The following is a 14,783-nucleotide window of genomic DNA, read 5'->3' on the forward strand; positions in this document are numbered from 1 at the left end:
TTGACCGGGAAACGTCAATTGCGCATCCGGGCAGCCGAAATTCCGGCGAAGGCCCGGGCTGGATCGGTGAAAATTCGCAAAGCGGCCCTTTGTCGGGACCGGTTGTCTGCCCGATAGTGCGCCTTGTCAGGATTTGAGCCACGGGGTCTTCATGAGCGTTTCGACCAATCATCTCGGCCAGCCGATCGGGTTCCCGCTTCCCGACTGGAGCCCGCGTCCGCATCCGCCCCGAACGGCGATGGAGGGCCGGGTCTGCCGGGTCGAGCCGTTCGACCTGGCGCGTCACGCAGGCGATCTCCACGCGGCCTATTCGCAAGATCGCGAGGGCCGGATCTGGACATATATGGGCTATGGCCCGTTTGCCGACGAAGCCGCTTATCGCCGTTTTGCCGAGGCGACCTGCTGCGGTGGCGATCCGCTGTTTCACGCCGTCGTCGACAGCGTCTCGGGCCGGGCGCTGGGCGTGGCGAGTTTCCTGCGCATCGATCCGGCGAATGGTGTCCTCGAGGTCGGCCACATCAATTTCGCACCCGCCCTGCAAAAGAGCGCGCTGGCCAGCGAGGCGATGTATCTGATGATGCGCCGGGTGTTCGACGAGCTCGGCTACCGGCGTTACGAATGGAAATGCGACGCCCTCAACGCCGGCTCCATGCGCGCCGCGCGGCGGCTCGGCTTCACCTATGAGGGCACCTTCCGCCAGGCGATGATCTACAAGGGGCGCAACCGCGACACGGCATGGTTCTCGGTGACCGACGCGGAGTGGCCGACGCTCAAACGCGCCTTTGAGGCGTGGCTTGCACCGGCGAATTTCGATGCCGACGGGCGCCAGCGCCGCAGCCTGGAAGAGCTGCGCGCCGGCTGACGGGCCGGCCCGGCGTCAGGCGAAGATGCGCTCGCCCTGCTCGTCGATGATCTGTTTGGCCTTGCGCAGGCTGAACTCCGCCGCCTCGTCGCGGCCAGGCACCTGGTCGGCGCGGATGAAACTGTGTTCGCGGCGTTCGCCGTCGGCGCCCTCGCGAAAGATCCGGCCGGCGACCTGCCATTGTCCGTTGCGCTGGGTCGGGGCGGGCACGATGGTGAAGCCCTTGTAGTCGACGGGCGGGAATTCCACGCTGGATGCGCGCTTCTCGCCGCCGCCGCCGAACAGTCCGCCGAAGATCTTGCCGAATACCATAAGTGCTCCTTCGACAGGCCGTCTTTTCGGCCCGTCCTCCTCGTCTCAATGCGGGGGATCGCCCGCGTCCGCCAGTTGCCGGCGCGACCAGTGTCGGCGGCACAGGGAAACATAGCGATCCTCGCCGCCGATCACCACCTGTTCCCCGTCCTCGAGGATTTCGCCCGACGGGCCGAGCCGGGCGACCATCGTCGCCTTGCGCCCGCACCAGCAGATCGTCTTGACCTCGCGCAGCGTGTCGGCAATCGCCAGAAGCGCCGCGCTTCCGGGAAAGAGCTTGCCCTGGAAATCGGTGCGCAGCCCGTAGCACATCACCGGAATGCCCAGGTCGTCGGCGACGCCGGCGAGCTGCCAGACCTGCGCCTCGCTCAGGAACTGCGCCTCGTCGACGAAGACGCAGTCGATGCGCGTCTCGTCGCGCCGTCCGGATATATGGGCACGCAGGTCGGTATCGGTCTCGAACAGGTCTGCGTCGCAGGCCAGACCGATGCGCGAGGCGATGCGCCCGCGCCCCGACCGGTCGTCGAGCGCCGCGGTCATCAGCAGCGTGTGCATGCCGCGTTCGCGGTAGTTGTAGGCCGCCTGCAGCAGGATCGTGGACTTGCCGGCGTTCATCGAGGAATAGCTGAAATAGAGTTTGGCCATGGTTCCGGTCCGGATGTTTCCAGCCATCTTGCCCGGATTCGGCGCGGTCTCCCGCGCCGCCAGCCGGATTTTGCACAGCAAATCCCGCCGGCGGCACGCGCCCTATTCGTGGAAGTGGTCGTAGATCGTGCGGGCGACGGATTCCGACACGCCCTCGACCGCCATCAGGTCTTCCATGCCGGCGCGCGACACCGCCTTGGCGGTGCCGAAATGGCGCAGCAGCGCGCGCTTGCGGCTCGGGCCGATGCCGGCGATGTCGTCGAGCGGGCTCTTGGAGATGTCCTTCTTGCGCCGCGCGCGATGCGAGCCGATGGCGAAGCGGTGCGCCTCGTCGCGCAGCCGCTGGATGAAATAGAGCACCGGATCGCGCTCCGGCAGCATGAAGGACGGCTTGCCGGGGATGAAGAATTTCTCGCGCCCCGCGTCGCGGTCCGGCCCCTTGGCGATGCCGATCAGCGGCACGTCGTCCAGCCCGAGTTCGGCAAGCGTCTCGCGCGCGGCATTCAGCTGGCCGATGCCGCCGTCGACGAACACCACGTCCGGCCAGGCCGGGATGGCGGTGGGATCGGCCGCCGGATCGACGGCCTGCGCGGCCTCTTCGGCCTCGGTCTCCGGCATGGCGGCGTCCGCGGTCGAGGCGGCGGCGACGGGCCGTTCGTCGCCATGTTCCCGCACGAGCCGCGAGAAGCGCCGCTTCAGCACCTCGCGCATCATGCCGTAGTCGTCGCCGGGGACGAGGTCCTCCGACTTGATGTTGAACTTGCGGTAATGCGCCTTGGCGAAGCCTTCCGGCCCGGCGACGATCATGCCGCCGACGGCGTTGGTGCCGGAGATATGCGAGTTGTCGTAGACCTCGATCCGGCGCGGCGTCTCGCTGAGGCCGAAGACCTCGCCCAGCCCCTTGAGCAGGCGCGCCTGGCTGCTCGTTTCCGCAAGCCTTCGGCCGAGCGCCTCGCGGGCGTTCTTCATCGCGTGTTCGACCAGTTCGCGCTTCTCGCCGCGCTGGGGAACGGCGACCTCGACCTTGTGGCCCATGCGTTCGCCGAGCGCTGCCGCCAGCAGCGGGCGTTCGGCAATGTCATGCGACAAGAGCAGCAGGCGCGGGGCGGGCTTGTCGTCGTAGAACTGCGCGAGAAAACTCTCCAGCACCTCCGCCTCGCCGAGCGACTTGTCGGCGCGGGGAAACTGCGCGTAGTTGCCCCAGTTCTGGCCGGTGCGGAAGAAGAACACCTGGATGCAGGTCTGTCCGCCTTCCTGATGGATGGCGAAGACGTCGGCCTCTTCAACTGTGCGCGGGTTGATGCCCTGGTGCGACTGGACATGCGACAGCGCGGCCAGCCGGTCTCGGTAGATCGCGGCGCTCTCGTAGTCGAGCGCTTCCGCCGCCTGTTCCATCTGGACGGCGAGTTCCTTCTTCACGATCTGACTGCGCCCGGAGAGAAACGCCTTCGCCTCGGCGACGAGACCGGCGTAATCCTCCGGCGAGATCTCGCCGGTGCAGGGGGCGGCGCAGCGCTTGATCTGGTGCAACAGGCAGGGGCGGGAGCGGTTGGCGTAATAGCTGTCGGTGCAATTGCGCACCAGGAACGCCTTTTGCAGCGCGTTGATCGTGCGGTTGACCGCGCCGGCGGAGGCGAAGGGGCCGAAGTAGTCGCCCTTGCGCCGGCGCGCGCCGCGGTGCTTCACCAGCGCCGGCGCCTCGTGATCGCCCGTGACCAGAATGTAGGGAAACGACTTGTCGTCGCGCAACAGCACGTTGAAGCGCGGGCGCAGGCGCTTGATCAGGTTGGCTTCCAGAAGCAGCGCTTCCGTCTCGGTGCCCGTCGTGACGAACTCCATCGAGGCGGTCGCCATGATCATGCGCAGGATGCGGTTCGGCTGGCCCTGCAGGCGGGTGTAGCTCGTCACCCGCTTCTTCAGCGACTTGGCCTTGCCGACGTAGAGCACGTCGCCATTCTCGTCGAGCATCCGGTAGACGCCGGGCGAGAGCGGCAGCCGCTTGACGAAATGGGCGATGACATCCGCCCCGCGCGCATCGGGTCCGAGCGGCGTCGCCGCGCGCTCGAACGCCGGTTCCGGCGGAAGCTCGGAGCCGGCATGCGGGGTCGTGTCGTCCGGGTCGTCCTGTTCGCTCATTCCGAGATGCCTACGACGTCCGGCGTCTCCCACGCAAGATGCTGTCCGCCGTCGAGCGCGATCATCTGCCCCGTCACCGAGGGCGTGTCCCACAGATAGCGGATGGTGCGGGCGAATTCCCACAGTTCCGGGCCGTTGCCGAGCAGCGTGGAGGAGGTCTGCTTGAGGAAGTCGCTCGGGTCCTGGCGGGTGTTCGACAGCGTCGGCCCCGGGCCGATGCCGTTGACGCGGATGCGCGGCGCCAGTCCCTGCGCCAGCGTCTGCGTTGCCGTCCAAAGGGCGGCCTTCGACAGCGTGTAGGAGAGGAACTGCGGCGTCAGCTTCCACACCCGCTGGTCGATGATGTTGACGATCAGGCCCTTTTGCTCCGCCGGCAGGCGCATGGCCATGGCATTGGCGAGAAAGATCGGCGCGCGCGTGTGGATCGCGAAATGGCGTTCGTAGCGCTCCAGGTCGAGGTCGCCGATGCCGTCGTTTTCGAAGATCGAGGCGCTGTTGACGAGAAGCGACACCGGGCCGAGCGCATTGCAGGCGGCCGCCATCAGGGCGTCCGGCGCGGCCGGGTCCGTCAGGTCGGCCTGAAAGGCTTGCGCCTTGCCGCCGCGCGCCCGGATGGCCGCGCACACAGCTTCGGCCTCGTCGAGCGCCTGGTTGACGTGGATGGCGACGGCAAAGCCGTCGTCCGCCAGGTCGCTTGCGATGGCGCCGCCGATGCGGCGCGCGCCGCCGGTGACCAGCGCGACCGGTCGTGCGTCAGAGGGTGCGGCCGGGGTGTCCGCCGGCGAAGCGGCGGCGGAAGGGCGTGTGGACATGGGCGCTCACGGATATCGGTGGAACGGGGAAGGGTACCGGAAAATACGCAGGTTTGCCCGTGTCCGATCAGCCGATTTTTCCGAACTGGAAGGCGGAGAAGATATAGAGGCCGTAAAGCGCGCAGAGAATTACGCCCGACGGCTTGCGGATGGTGACGTGGAAGACGGAAAAGGCGAGCACGAGCAGGGCGCTGGCAAGCATCACCCACAGGTCGAGCTTGAGCACCTCGGCGGGAACCGAAAGCGGCACGAAGGCTGCGGTAATGCCCATGATGGCCAGCAGGTTGAAGATGTTGGAGCCGATGACATTGCCGAGCGCCACGGCGGTGTGCCCGCGCACCGCGGCCACCAGCGAGGTCACCAGTTCGGGCAGCGAGGTGCCGAGCGCCACCACCGTCAGCCCGATCACCGCATCGGACACGCCCCAGGAACTGGCGAGCGCGCTGGCGCCTTCGACGGTGAAATGCGCGCCGAGCGGCAGTCCGATCAGGCCGAGCGCGATGAACATGATCGCCAGCGCTGGGTTTTCCGGGACGCCGTCGACCTCGTCGAACGGCAGGTCGACCTCCGCGTCGTCGTCGTTATCCCCGCCGTCGCCGTTGTTCGCCGTGGCGGCAGCGCTGCCGTGGCCGTTCGCGGCGCGGTGGTTGCGTGTGGCGCGCACCGATTCCCAGAAGAAGACGCCGAGCAGCATCAGCAGGATCGCGCCGTCGAGACGGCCGATCGGGCTGTGGAAGCACATGCCGATGAAAACGAGGCTGATCACCACCATGAAGATCGAATTGCGGGTCGCCCCCTTCTCGCGACAGGAGGTGCTGGCAATCAGCGCCGGCATGCCGAGGACCAGAAGCACATTGGCGACATTGGAGCCGACCACATTGCCGATGGCGATGCCCGGCAGGCCGTCGATCGCCGCGCCCAGCGAGATGAACAGCTCCGGGGCGCTGGTGCCGAAGGCGACGATGGTCAGGCCGATCACCAGGGCCGGGATGCCGAGACGCTCCGCGATGCTGACGGCGCCGCGCACCAGAACGTCCCCGGCGACGATCAGGACAACAAGCCCTCCGATCAGGCTGACATAGTCGATGAGCATGAAGCGTTCTGGTCCGGGTGTGCGTTGACGGCCTGGGCTTCGATAACCTGGGCTTTGGTGATGTGTGGAGCGTGCGGCGCACGCCCGGGATCGGGAGGTGATGCCGGTCGCATGTGTTGCCAGCGCCGGGAGACACCGCTCGTATATATGCATCCTTGGGGAGATGAAAAGCCCAATGCTTGGTTCCGGATAGGTGCCGGGGCGTTAAGCCTTCGCTTACCCTGTCATCAAAAAATCACGGCCTGCCCGTGAAACGCCGCAATTCGTGACAGCCGTTGCCACATTCGATCCCCATATCAAGGGAAGTTGGGGGGCAGGGCGGTTTAGACCGCTCGCACAGTCCACGTTGTAATTCGGAGTATTCATATGAAGCGTCTAGCTGCTGCCGGCCTGAGCGCTGCCGTCGCCTTCGCCGCGACCGCATCGGTCCATGCGGCCGACCTTCCGCAACCCGCAGAGCCCTACACCTACCAGGAGCCGGTTCCGGCGGAGCGGTTCGACTGGTCGGGGTTCTATTTCGGTGGGCATCTCGGCTGGAACTGGTCCGACTTCGGCACCAGCAACGGTGTCACGGGCAGTTTCACAACGCGTGACAATGGCGTCACCGGCGGTGTCCATGCCGGCTACAACTACATGGTGACGCCGGAGTTCCTGCTCGGTGCGGAAGCCGACTTCAGCCTGGCCGACATCGACAAGACCCGCACGGTCGCCGGCGTCTCCTACAAGACGTCCAGCGACTGGAACGGCACCGTGCGCGCCCGTGCCGGCTGGGCCTTCGACCGCTTCCTGGTGTTCGGCACCGGCGGTCTGGCGATTGCCGACATGGATGTCGCCGCGAATGGCGTCAAGGACAGCAAGACCCGCATCGGCTGGACGGCCGGCGCCGGTGTGGAAGGCGCGGTCACGCAGAACGTGACGGCGCGTCTGGAATACCAGTACCAGGACTACGGCAGCGAGACCTTCTCGCTGGGCGGCCAGTCCTACAAGACCGATCTGGACAACAACCAGGTCCGCTTCGGTCTCAGCTACAAGTTCTGATCCCTCGCGCAAGCGATGGAGCAAGATGCAACGGGAGCCGGCCCGCCGGCTCCCGTTCTTCGTTTGCGCAAGGGCCCGTCCTGCGCCGTTGCCGTTCCGATCTCAGGTTGCAAGATGGCGGGGCGGCTCCTGCCTCAAGGGCCGGCGACGTAGCGGAAATTCGGGCTTTGAAAGTACAGTTCCGACACGCTACAATTGCAGATCGTTGCGGGGGAAACGGGTCGATGCACGCAGGGCACGCAACCGACTACCTTCACATTCTCGTCGTGAAAGTCGTGCGGGCATGCAATCTTCGCTGCAAATACTGCTATTACATCAATGACGACACCCGCGATTACGGATCGTCGATGACCGTGGAAACGGTCACAGCCCTTTACGAGCGGTACCGCGACTATCTGTCGGCGCTGGGCCGGCAGGGCGCAATCGTCTGGCATGGCGGCGAACCGCTGATGCTGGGGCGCAGGCGTTTCGGCGCTTTCATGGAGCTGCAGAGCGAGACCGGTCTCGCGCCCTTCATTCACAACAAGCTGCAAACCAACGCGCTGTTGATCGACGATGCGTGGATCGATTTTCTGCGTCGCCATGACATCGGCATTGGCGTGAGCATCGATACGGACCGGAGCGCCCATGACGCCAACCGGGTCACCCCGACCGGCGAGGGGACCTACGACCAGACCGTCGAAGCGCTCGGTCGGCTCCGGCGGGCGGGCGTTTCAACGGGCGTCTTGAGCGTTGCCGACGGCGTAAGCGACGGCCGACTGGCGATCTCGTCGCTCAGGGCGCTGGGGGTCTCGAGCGCCGACATTCTCCTGCCGATGACGAACAACGCAAGGCAGAGAAACCCCGAGACGGCAATCGACCTGGAGGGCTTGCCCGAGTTTCTGGTCGATGCCTTTCGCGCCTGGGTCAAGGGCGATGACCCTTCGATGCGGGTTCGCCTGTTTTCCTCGATGATCCTGCAGGCGTTCGGCCGGCGCACGACCTTCCTGGGAACGGGCGGCGCCGACATGAGTTCGCTGGCGGTCATCGAGACCGACGGCACGCTTTGCATGGACACGGAATACAGCCAGCTGGAGCGCTTCGGGATCGCCGAAGGCTACAACACCGGCCTCAACGTGAACGACACGGATTTCTCGTTCGCGCGAGCGGAGAAACTGATCAAGCGGTTCGTCGCAAAGGTCGGCGGCGACCGGTTGCCGACGGACTGCCAAAACTGCGAGGTCGCCAGACTGTGTGGCGGCGGACACCCCGGCTCGCGATACGACGACGCCGACCATTCCCACGACCATCGCAGCGCTCATTGCAAGGCCCTGTACCGTCTTGGCCGCGAGACGCTGTCCTATCTGAACGACCCTCACCCCTACCTCTAGAAAGAATGGAGTTTGTGATGAGCGAACCCTCGGGAAAAACGGTCAAGGTCAAATTCGAGGTCGAAATCCGGGACGTCGACGATGACCTCCATGAGCGCCTGATGAAGCTTCATGAGGACGACGACCTGACCAATATGGTCAGAAGCGTTCTCAGCGAGGCCGACAATGAAAGCTACACCCGCGTCATCTGGGGGCAATGGCAGCAGTTGGGGTAGCCTGAGGACCCGTCCCGGCGTCACCCGCATCGAGCACCGCCCTTCCGGTGTGCGACTGGCCGGAGGTGCGCGAAGTGACCGACGCTTTGTGGGCACCCCTGCGCGATGCCTTTCGCGCAGCCGGGAGCGCCGCGCCTGAGGATCTGACCCGGACCGGCCGCCGCTTGTGCTCTGGCAGAACCCGCAATTGTGCCGTGGGCAGGCCTGTGGATTTCCCTATGTGCGCCATCTGGGGGGGGGCAGGCTGCTGGGCGCGCCCGCCTGCGCCATTCCCGGCTGTCCGCCCGGCACCTGTCGCACCGTCTTCGTTGTGCGCGCGAAGGACAGGGCGCTGGATCTGGAGGCGCTGAGGGGACGGCGCTGCGGCCTTCAATACTCCCGGTTCGCAGTCGGGCGAGGGGGCACGCCGCGCGCTGCTTGCACCGCTTGCGCGAGACGGGCGGTTTTCGGGAGATACTGGAAACCGGGTCGCATCGCGCCGCGTTCGCGGCGGTCGCCGAGGGCCGTGCGGATGTCGCGACCGTGAATGCCGTTAGCCGGGCGCTCGCGTGTCGTCACGAGCCGGCGGCGGCGGGGTTAGCCGTTGTCGCGGCGCCGCCGCCGCCGCCTCCGGGGATGCGGGCTAATCAGGCGGCCGGCGGGCGGGTGGTGTCAAAGGCCGGGACAGCCGTCTCGAAGGCGGCCAGCCAGTCGACCAGCTTCGGATGGGAGGCCCGCCACGCGCCGTTAAAGCGCAGGTCCAGATAGCCGAGCATGCAGGCGACCGCGATCTGGCCGACGTTCGGCGTCGCGTCCGGGGTCACGGGTGCGGGAAGGTCGGCTTCCAGGCTCGCCAGGCCGCGCGCAACCTTGTCTGCCTGATAGGCGAGCCACTCGGGATGGCGCTTGTCTTCCGGGCGGAAGCGGGTCTCGTAGACCTGGAGCAGGGCGGCGTCCATGATGCCGTCGGCGAGCGCCTGCAGGCGCAGCACGTCATGGCGCGCCGGTCCGGCCGGGATGATCTTGCCGCCGCCGGCCAGATGATCGAGATAGTCGACGATCACCGAACTGTCGAACAGCACCCTGCCGTCGTCGAGCACCAGCGCGGGGATCTTGCCGAGCGGGTTCTGCTTGCGGATCGTGTCGTGCGGGTCCTTGGTGTCGGTCATTTCGACCGTGATCCGGTCGGAAAGACCCAGAACCGCGGCGGCGATCTTGACCTTGCGGCCGAAGGGCGAGGGCGGTGAGGAGCGGAGAATCGGCACTTGAAGCCTCCCTTGGTTTCGTTGCGCGCCAGTTTGCGGGTTTGCGCGGGCCGCGCAAGAGGGCGCGGCCAAAGGCGGCCCGTGATTTTTTCCAGATGCGCCGGCATGTGGTTAACAGAGTTTTCCCTGCTATTTCCACGTTTTGAAAAAGCTCAAAGGTTTCGCTGAGTTGTTGAAACGAATTGCAAGCCCGTCGGTAAGATCTCGGTAAGGGGTGCTGCCTAGCGTGCGAATGACCGGCCGCAACGGCTGTCGGAAAATTCACCGGAAGGACGCGTCATGCGGCTCTCGCCCTCTTCACCGCTATCGGCTTTGTGGAAGACGTTTTGTCTTTCGGCGGTGGTCTACGGGCTGTCGGTTCCCGCCTTGGCGCCGCTGCGCCCCGAGATCATCGATACGCCGATGTCGCGCTATTACGCCGCCGTGAACGCCGCCGTCCTGGACCAGCGCCTGACCTTCGACGCGATCACCGACCCGATCCGCCGCGCGCCCGAGTTCGGCCGTCAGCGCGTCGTCGCGATGATGAAGAAGTAGCAGCGCGCCGCTCAGGGATAGACGGCGGTCCACCGCGCCGGCCGGGTCGCATCCGCGCAGCTTTGCGGACCTTCGAAACGCTCCAACCTGAACGCATACTCCTGCCAGATCCAGCTGGCCCGGTAGCCGCAATGGCGGTCCGAGCGTCCGACATAGCTTGCGCTGAGTTGCGCCGTCGCCGGGTCGAACGCCGGATTGACCAGAAGATCCGTTCCGCTCCATCCGAACCGCGGGTCGTGCAGCGCGAAGACCAGCGCCTCGACGCCGCCGATCTCTCCGGAATCGCGCACATAGAGCCGGTAGGTGACGTGAGATCCGCCGGCGGTGCAGGCGATGGCATAGAGCGTCGCGACCTGCGAGATCGCGGCGATGATCACCTCCTGGCTGGCGATGGAGGGGCTTGCGGTACTCTCGCAGGCGCCGGAGCGGGCATGGAGGTCGAGCACCGCATAGGGAATGCCAAGCGCCGCGACGGCCTGTTGGCGTGTCGGCGGCGGGGTTTCGGCAAGACCGCGCGGCGCGCCGATCGTTGCCGGCACGCCGGAGAGTTCCAGCCGCTCCGCCAGGGCGGTCAGTCCCGCGCTCAGGCCTGCGAGCGAAAAGCGCCGGTCATGCGCCTCGCCGAGGGCATCGAGATAGGAAATCCGCAAGCTCGTTCCCGCCTTCAGGGCGGACAGCAGGACGCTCCCCGCTTGCGGCGAGACCACTTGAAAGCGTTCGAGGCCGCCGAAGAGCGCGAATTCCTCGGGCCGCAGGACATGGGTCAGCCGCCCGTCGACCGCCCATTGCTGGGCGCGCCGGTCGTCCGGGCGCGGTCTGGGCGCCTCGAAGGCGAGCGCCAGGCTGGCGCCTTCGCCCGCGCCTAAGGCGAGGCGCGGTCCGCCTGGTTCTTCCGGCCCGCCCGTGTCGTCAAGTGCCGCCGTCGACAGGGTGCAGTCGTCGCGGGTCGGACAGGTCAGCTGCCAGTCGCCGAAGGTCTCGGCCTTTGCCGGCAGGGCCAGTCCCGCCATGAGCCAGGCCGCACCGGCAAGCAGCGGCACGGCGCCCGACAGGATCCGGCGCGCGGGTGCCTTCAGGTCGGGGTTATCGCGGTGCCGGGACATGGATCTGCTTCTGGCGGCAACCGCGCCGGTCGACCGAGCGGCAGGAGCGGAACTCCAGGTCCCGCGTCAGGCAGATGCGCACCTCGCTCAGCCGGTCGTGCTCGCAGGACACGGCCATGGCATTGTCCCTGAGGCCCGGATTTGCAAGGCGGAACGCGGTCTCGACCGCGTCGGCGTCCATCCGGCTGCCGCTGCGGATGTCGCGGAAGGCGGCCGGAATGCGGATCTTTGCGAAGGCCTTGCGGGTCAGGTCAAAATAGCGGTCGGGCGACAGGCCGGAGCAGCTGCCGTGCTTGCGCCACTGATGGCGCACCAGCCCCCGGCTCGGCATGATGTCCAGCATGTCGCGTACCGTTTCATAAGCAGGGTCGCGGGGCCCGAAGCCCTCGCAAAAGTCCGGGTAGCCGCGCTCGTATTGCGGCCACAGCCCATGCACGATGAAACGGTAGGGTTTTGCGGCGCGGCATTGCAGCGGGTCGGCATTGCGTCCCCGGCTGGCGCAATAGGACGGCGACCAGGACAGGGAGAGCACGTAATAGTCGAAGGCGCCGGGGCGGTCGGCCCGCGCAGCGGGTGCGGAAACCAGCGCCAGCAGCAGCAGGCAGGCGGCGGCGAGAAAGGGCCGGCACACGGCGCCGTGTCGACGCTTGACCATCAGGGGCGGACGGTCCGGCAGCGGGCGTCATAGACCCGCCAGGGGTCGAGCCCGTCGACGCAGGCGCGCAGGTTCCAGCTGACGCCGACGAAGCCGCTGTGCTCCATGATGGCGTAATAGACGTGGCGTGCCCGGCCGTCGCTCATTTGCGCGCGCGCCTCGCAGAAGCGCCGGGCATAGGGGCTCGGCCGGCCTTGCGTATAGGCGGTCTCCACGACGCGGGACATGTCCTCGATGGTCAGGCCGCCAAGGTAGTCGGGATCGGCGCGGGCGATCTGCCCGGCCACCGCCCGGCGCACCGCCGGCGTGTCGCAGGCCGGCACGCGCGGCTCGCCGTTCCAGGAGAAATAGGGGCGGTCGTCCGATGCCTTGACGGGTTGCGCGACCAGCCCGGTTGCGAGGATGAGGCCGCAGGCGAGGGCGACAAGCAGCCGACGGCTGCGGCGGACGGAAGCGGACATGGGCATGATCCTCGTTTGGGCGCGAACGCCTTGGACGATGCGTCAGCCGGGAGAGCCGGTCAAGCGCATCGGGCGGTCATTCGCCGGTCAGCGGAATGAGCCGCCAGTCGGCGCCGGGTCCGAGCGCCATGGTTTCCGTCAGCCACGGCATGAGCACACGCAGTTCGTCGGCCAGCGTCCAGGGCGGGTTGATCATGATCAGCCCGCTGCCCATCATCGGCTTGTCCGGATGGGCGGTGCCGGCGAAATGCTCCACGCACATGATCCGGCCGATCTCCTGATTGCGCATGACGCTGTAGAAGCTGTTGACCATCTTGCGGTCCTTGACCGGATACCAGGCCATGTAGACGCCGGTGGGCCAGCGCTTCCAGGCCTTGACGAGACCGGCGGCCAGGGTGCTGAATTCGTTCTCGGACTCAAAGGGCGGGTCGATGAGCACCAGCCCGCGCCGCTCCTTGGGCGGCACGAAGCTGCCGACCGCCAGCCATCCGTCGAGGGCGATGGCCTTGGTCTGATGGTCGCCGGCAAAAAGGTCTGCCAGCGTTTCGGCGTCCTTCGGGTGCAATTCGGTCGCGGTCAGCCGGTCCTGCTTGCGCAGCAGCATGCGGGCAAGCAGCGGCGATCCCGGATAGTGGCGCAGTTCCGCCTCGTCGGCGTTCAGGCTTTTCACCACCTCCAGCCAGGGCGCCAGCAGCTCGGCGACCCGTGCCGGCTGCTTCGTCTTCAGCACGCGCGCGATGCCGTTCTGCCATTCGCCCGTGCGCCTGGCCTCGCCCTCGCGCAGGTCGTAGCGGCCGATGCCCGCATGGGTGTCGATCACGCGAAAGGCGGCGGGCTTTTCCTTGAGATAGGTGATGACCCGCGCCAGCACCGCGTGTTTGAGCACGTCGCCGATGTTGCCGGCGTGAAAGGCATGTCGGTAGTTCATGAGCGTTCCCCGATGTCCGGCGCCGTCTTCGGATCGCGCATCAGATAGGCGACGGCCTTGTCGCCGTGATCCTGGCGGCCGATCTCGACAAAGCCGAGGCCGCCGTGAAACCGCATCGAGCCGGGATTGGGCGGGCGGGTGTTGACCTCGCAAGCGAGCGGCAGATGCGCGCGCAAGGGATCGGCGGCGAGACGCGCCAGCAGGGCGCGGTAGAGGTCGCGGCCGATAGCCTTGCCGCGCGCGTCCGGTGCGAGCGCGATACGGTCGACATAGGTGAAGCGGGTGAGGGACTGCTTGAGCCACTCGAAATTGCGGCTGTCGTACTCCGCGTCGTGGTCGAGGCAGACGAGCACGCCGACCGGACCGTCCGGCGAACAGGCGACGAGCGTCACGACGCCGGTCGCGACAAGGTCGCTGAGGGTCGCCACCGTCAGGCTGCTGACGGCGGGAAGGCTCGCTTCGTTGATTGCGACAACGGCGGGAAAATCGGCGGGTTCGATCGGTCGAACCTGAAACGGGGCGGTCGTGGTGGACATCTCAATGGTGCTTTTGAAGGGACTGCGGAGATCGTCCGGCGGGCATGGACGAAGGGACTTTGACCGGAGCGGACGGGAAATGCGGATGGAACGGGACCTCGGGATGCCGGGGAAGACGCGCCGCCGGCTTGGTGCCGATGGCGGCGGGAGCGGTCGCGCGGTGAGCGACCGCGCGTCCATTCCGGACGGGTGGTAGCACGGATGGCGTTGCGGCTGCGCGAAAATCACCCGGCCCGCGCCTGACGGCAACGCGAGCCGACCTGAGCGGATTTCAGCCGTCTCGCATCGGCCCTCCGGCGGCTTACGGCCGCCTTCAGCGTGGGAGCCTGACAATGCGCCATGCTGCGCCGAGCACCATGGCAGCGGGCTGGCTCGGCCCGAACGGTGCCTGCGCGGGTCTTTCAAACGCGATGTCGACCTTGCAAACGCGATATCGATCCTGCCGCGCGGAAAACGGTCCGCGCGGCAGGATCAAAGGTCGCATGCTGGCCGCCTCCGGCGACCGCAGACGTGTCAGGCCGGCTGGTCGCCGCCGTCCTCGATCTGCAGTTCCACCGCCTTGGGGCCCTTGCCGTGCCGGTCCGGCTCGGTCTCGAACGTCACGCGCTGGCCGCTTTCCAGCGTGGTCAGGCCCGAGCGTTCGACCGCCGAGATATGCACAAACACGTCCGGCTCGCCCGAATCCGGCATGATGAAGCCAAAGCCCTTGTCGGCCTTGAAGAACTTCACGACGCCCGGCTGGCGCGGTCCCCGCTCCATCGCGGGCGCCTCGCGTCTCGGGCCGCGCGGTGCGTCGGCACCGCCGCGGGGCGGAAAGCCGCCGCCGCGCGGGGCCGGTG

Annotated in this window: 17 protein-coding genes; 5 read left to right on the forward strand and 12 right to left on the reverse strand. The window is 67.0% G+C overall.

The features are described 5' to 3' along the window. The first annotated feature begins 151 nt into the window (after window positions 1-151). Window positions 152-862, forward strand: a complete 711-nt coding sequence (locus tag LC092_RS07920; protein ID WP_224805909.1) for a GNAT family N-acetyltransferase — start codon at window positions 152-154, stop codon at window positions 860-862. A gap of 15 nt (window positions 863-877) precedes the next feature. On the opposite strand, the gene LC092_RS07925 is transcribed toward LC092_RS07920, so the two are convergent. From LC092_RS07925 to LC092_RS07945, 5 genes are all read right to left on the reverse strand, one after another. Then, complete coding sequence (locus LC092_RS07925) at window positions 878-1,174, reverse strand: HlyU family transcriptional regulator (protein ID WP_224805910.1); 297 nt, start codon at window positions 1,172-1,174, stop codon at window positions 878-880. Between the two features lie 45 nt (window positions 1,175-1,219). Beyond that, on the reverse strand, window positions 1,220-1,819 hold the full coding sequence (locus tag LC092_RS07930) for a thymidine kinase (RefSeq protein WP_224805911.1): 600 nt from the start codon (window positions 1,817-1,819) through the stop codon (window positions 1,220-1,222). 102 nt (window positions 1,820-1,921) lie between these two features. After that, window positions 1,922-3,955, reverse strand: coding sequence for an excinuclease ABC subunit UvrC (gene uvrC, locus LC092_RS07935; RefSeq protein ID WP_224805912.1), 2,034 nt, complete (start codon window positions 3,953-3,955; stop codon window positions 1,922-1,924). Next, window positions 3,952-4,767 (reverse strand): SDR family oxidoreductase, encoded by an 816-nt coding sequence (locus LC092_RS07940; RefSeq protein WP_224805913.1) that lies wholly within the window; start codon window positions 4,765-4,767, stop codon window positions 3,952-3,954. The genes uvrC and LC092_RS07940 overlap by 4 nt, the downstream gene beginning before the upstream one ends. Window positions 4,768-4,834: 67 nt before the next feature. Further along, window positions 4,835-5,860 carry a calcium/sodium antiporter gene (locus LC092_RS07945; RefSeq protein ID WP_224805914.1) on the reverse strand — a complete coding sequence of 342 codons (1,026 nt, stop codon included), beginning with the start codon at window positions 5,858-5,860 and terminating at the stop codon, window positions 4,835-4,837. A 366-nt stretch (window positions 5,861-6,226) separates the two neighbouring features. Between LC092_RS07945 and LC092_RS07950 the strand changes: the two genes are divergently transcribed. From LC092_RS07950 to LC092_RS07960, 3 genes are all read left to right on the forward strand, one after another. Further along, the gene (locus LC092_RS07950; protein ID WP_224805915.1) at window positions 6,227-6,898 is read left to right on the forward strand and encodes an outer membrane protein; all 672 of its coding nucleotides are present in this window, start codon (window positions 6,227-6,229) and stop codon (window positions 6,896-6,898) included. 224 nt (window positions 6,899-7,122) lie between these two features. Beyond that, complete coding sequence (locus tag LC092_RS07955) at window positions 7,123-8,268, forward strand: radical SAM protein (protein ID WP_224805916.1); 1,146 nt, start codon at window positions 7,123-7,125, stop codon at window positions 8,266-8,268. 17 nt (window positions 8,269-8,285) lie between these two features. After that, window positions 8,286-8,483: a hypothetical protein gene (locus LC092_RS07960; protein ID WP_224805917.1), complete on the forward strand. Its 198-nt coding sequence runs from the start codon at window positions 8,286-8,288 to the stop codon at window positions 8,481-8,483. Window positions 8,484-9,109: 626 nt separating this feature from the next. Here LC092_RS07960 and LC092_RS07965 read toward each other — a convergent pair. Beyond that, complete coding sequence (locus LC092_RS07965; protein ID WP_224805918.1) at window positions 9,110-9,727, reverse strand: glutathione S-transferase family protein; 618 nt, start codon at window positions 9,725-9,727, stop codon at window positions 9,110-9,112. Between the two features lie 279 nt (window positions 9,728-10,006). On the opposite strand from LC092_RS07965, the gene LC092_RS07970 reads away from it, so the two are divergent. Continuing rightward, the gene (locus LC092_RS07970; RefSeq protein ID WP_224805919.1) at window positions 10,007-10,261 is read left to right on the forward strand and encodes a hypothetical protein; all 255 of its coding nucleotides are present in this window, start codon (window positions 10,007-10,009) and stop codon (window positions 10,259-10,261) included. Window positions 10,262-10,272: 11 nt separating this feature from the next. On the opposite strand, the gene LC092_RS07975 is transcribed toward LC092_RS07970, so the two are convergent. From LC092_RS07975 to LC092_RS08000, 6 genes are all read right to left on the reverse strand, one after another. Beyond that, on the reverse strand, window positions 10,273-11,364 hold the full coding sequence (locus LC092_RS07975; RefSeq protein WP_224805920.1) for a DUF1176 domain-containing protein: 1,092 nt from the start codon (window positions 11,362-11,364) through the stop codon (window positions 10,273-10,275). Next, the gene (locus tag LC092_RS07980) at window positions 11,345-12,019 is read right to left on the reverse strand and encodes a ribonuclease T2 family protein (protein ID WP_224805921.1); all 675 of its coding nucleotides are present in this window, start codon (window positions 12,017-12,019) and stop codon (window positions 11,345-11,347) included. The genes LC092_RS07975 and LC092_RS07980 overlap by 20 nt, the downstream gene beginning before the upstream one ends. Further along, entirely contained in the window at window positions 12,019-12,480 is a 462-nt protein-coding gene (locus LC092_RS07985) for a cytoplasmic protein (RefSeq protein WP_224805922.1), read from the reverse strand. Before LC092_RS07985 ends, LC092_RS07980 begins: the two co-directional genes overlap by 1 nt. Window positions 12,481-12,556: 76 nt before the next feature. Further along, window positions 12,557-13,408, reverse strand: a complete 852-nt coding sequence (locus LC092_RS07990; protein ID WP_224805923.1) for a 23S rRNA (adenine(2030)-N(6))-methyltransferase RlmJ — start codon at window positions 13,406-13,408, stop codon at window positions 12,557-12,559. Next, window positions 13,405-13,944: a GNAT family N-acetyltransferase gene (locus LC092_RS07995; protein ID WP_224805924.1), complete on the reverse strand. Its 540-nt coding sequence runs from the start codon at window positions 13,942-13,944 to the stop codon at window positions 13,405-13,407. The genes LC092_RS07990 and LC092_RS07995 overlap by 4 nt, the downstream gene beginning before the upstream one ends. A gap of 513 nt (window positions 13,945-14,457) precedes the next feature. Continuing rightward, window positions 14,458-14,783: cold-shock protein (locus LC092_RS08000; RefSeq protein WP_318245908.1), on the reverse strand; the 326-nt coding region annotated here is incomplete at its 5' end.

The organism is Stappia stellulata (assembly GCF_020176715.1).
In the GTDB taxonomy this organism is placed as follows: Bacteria; Pseudomonadota; Alphaproteobacteria; order Rhizobiales; family Stappiaceae; genus Stappia.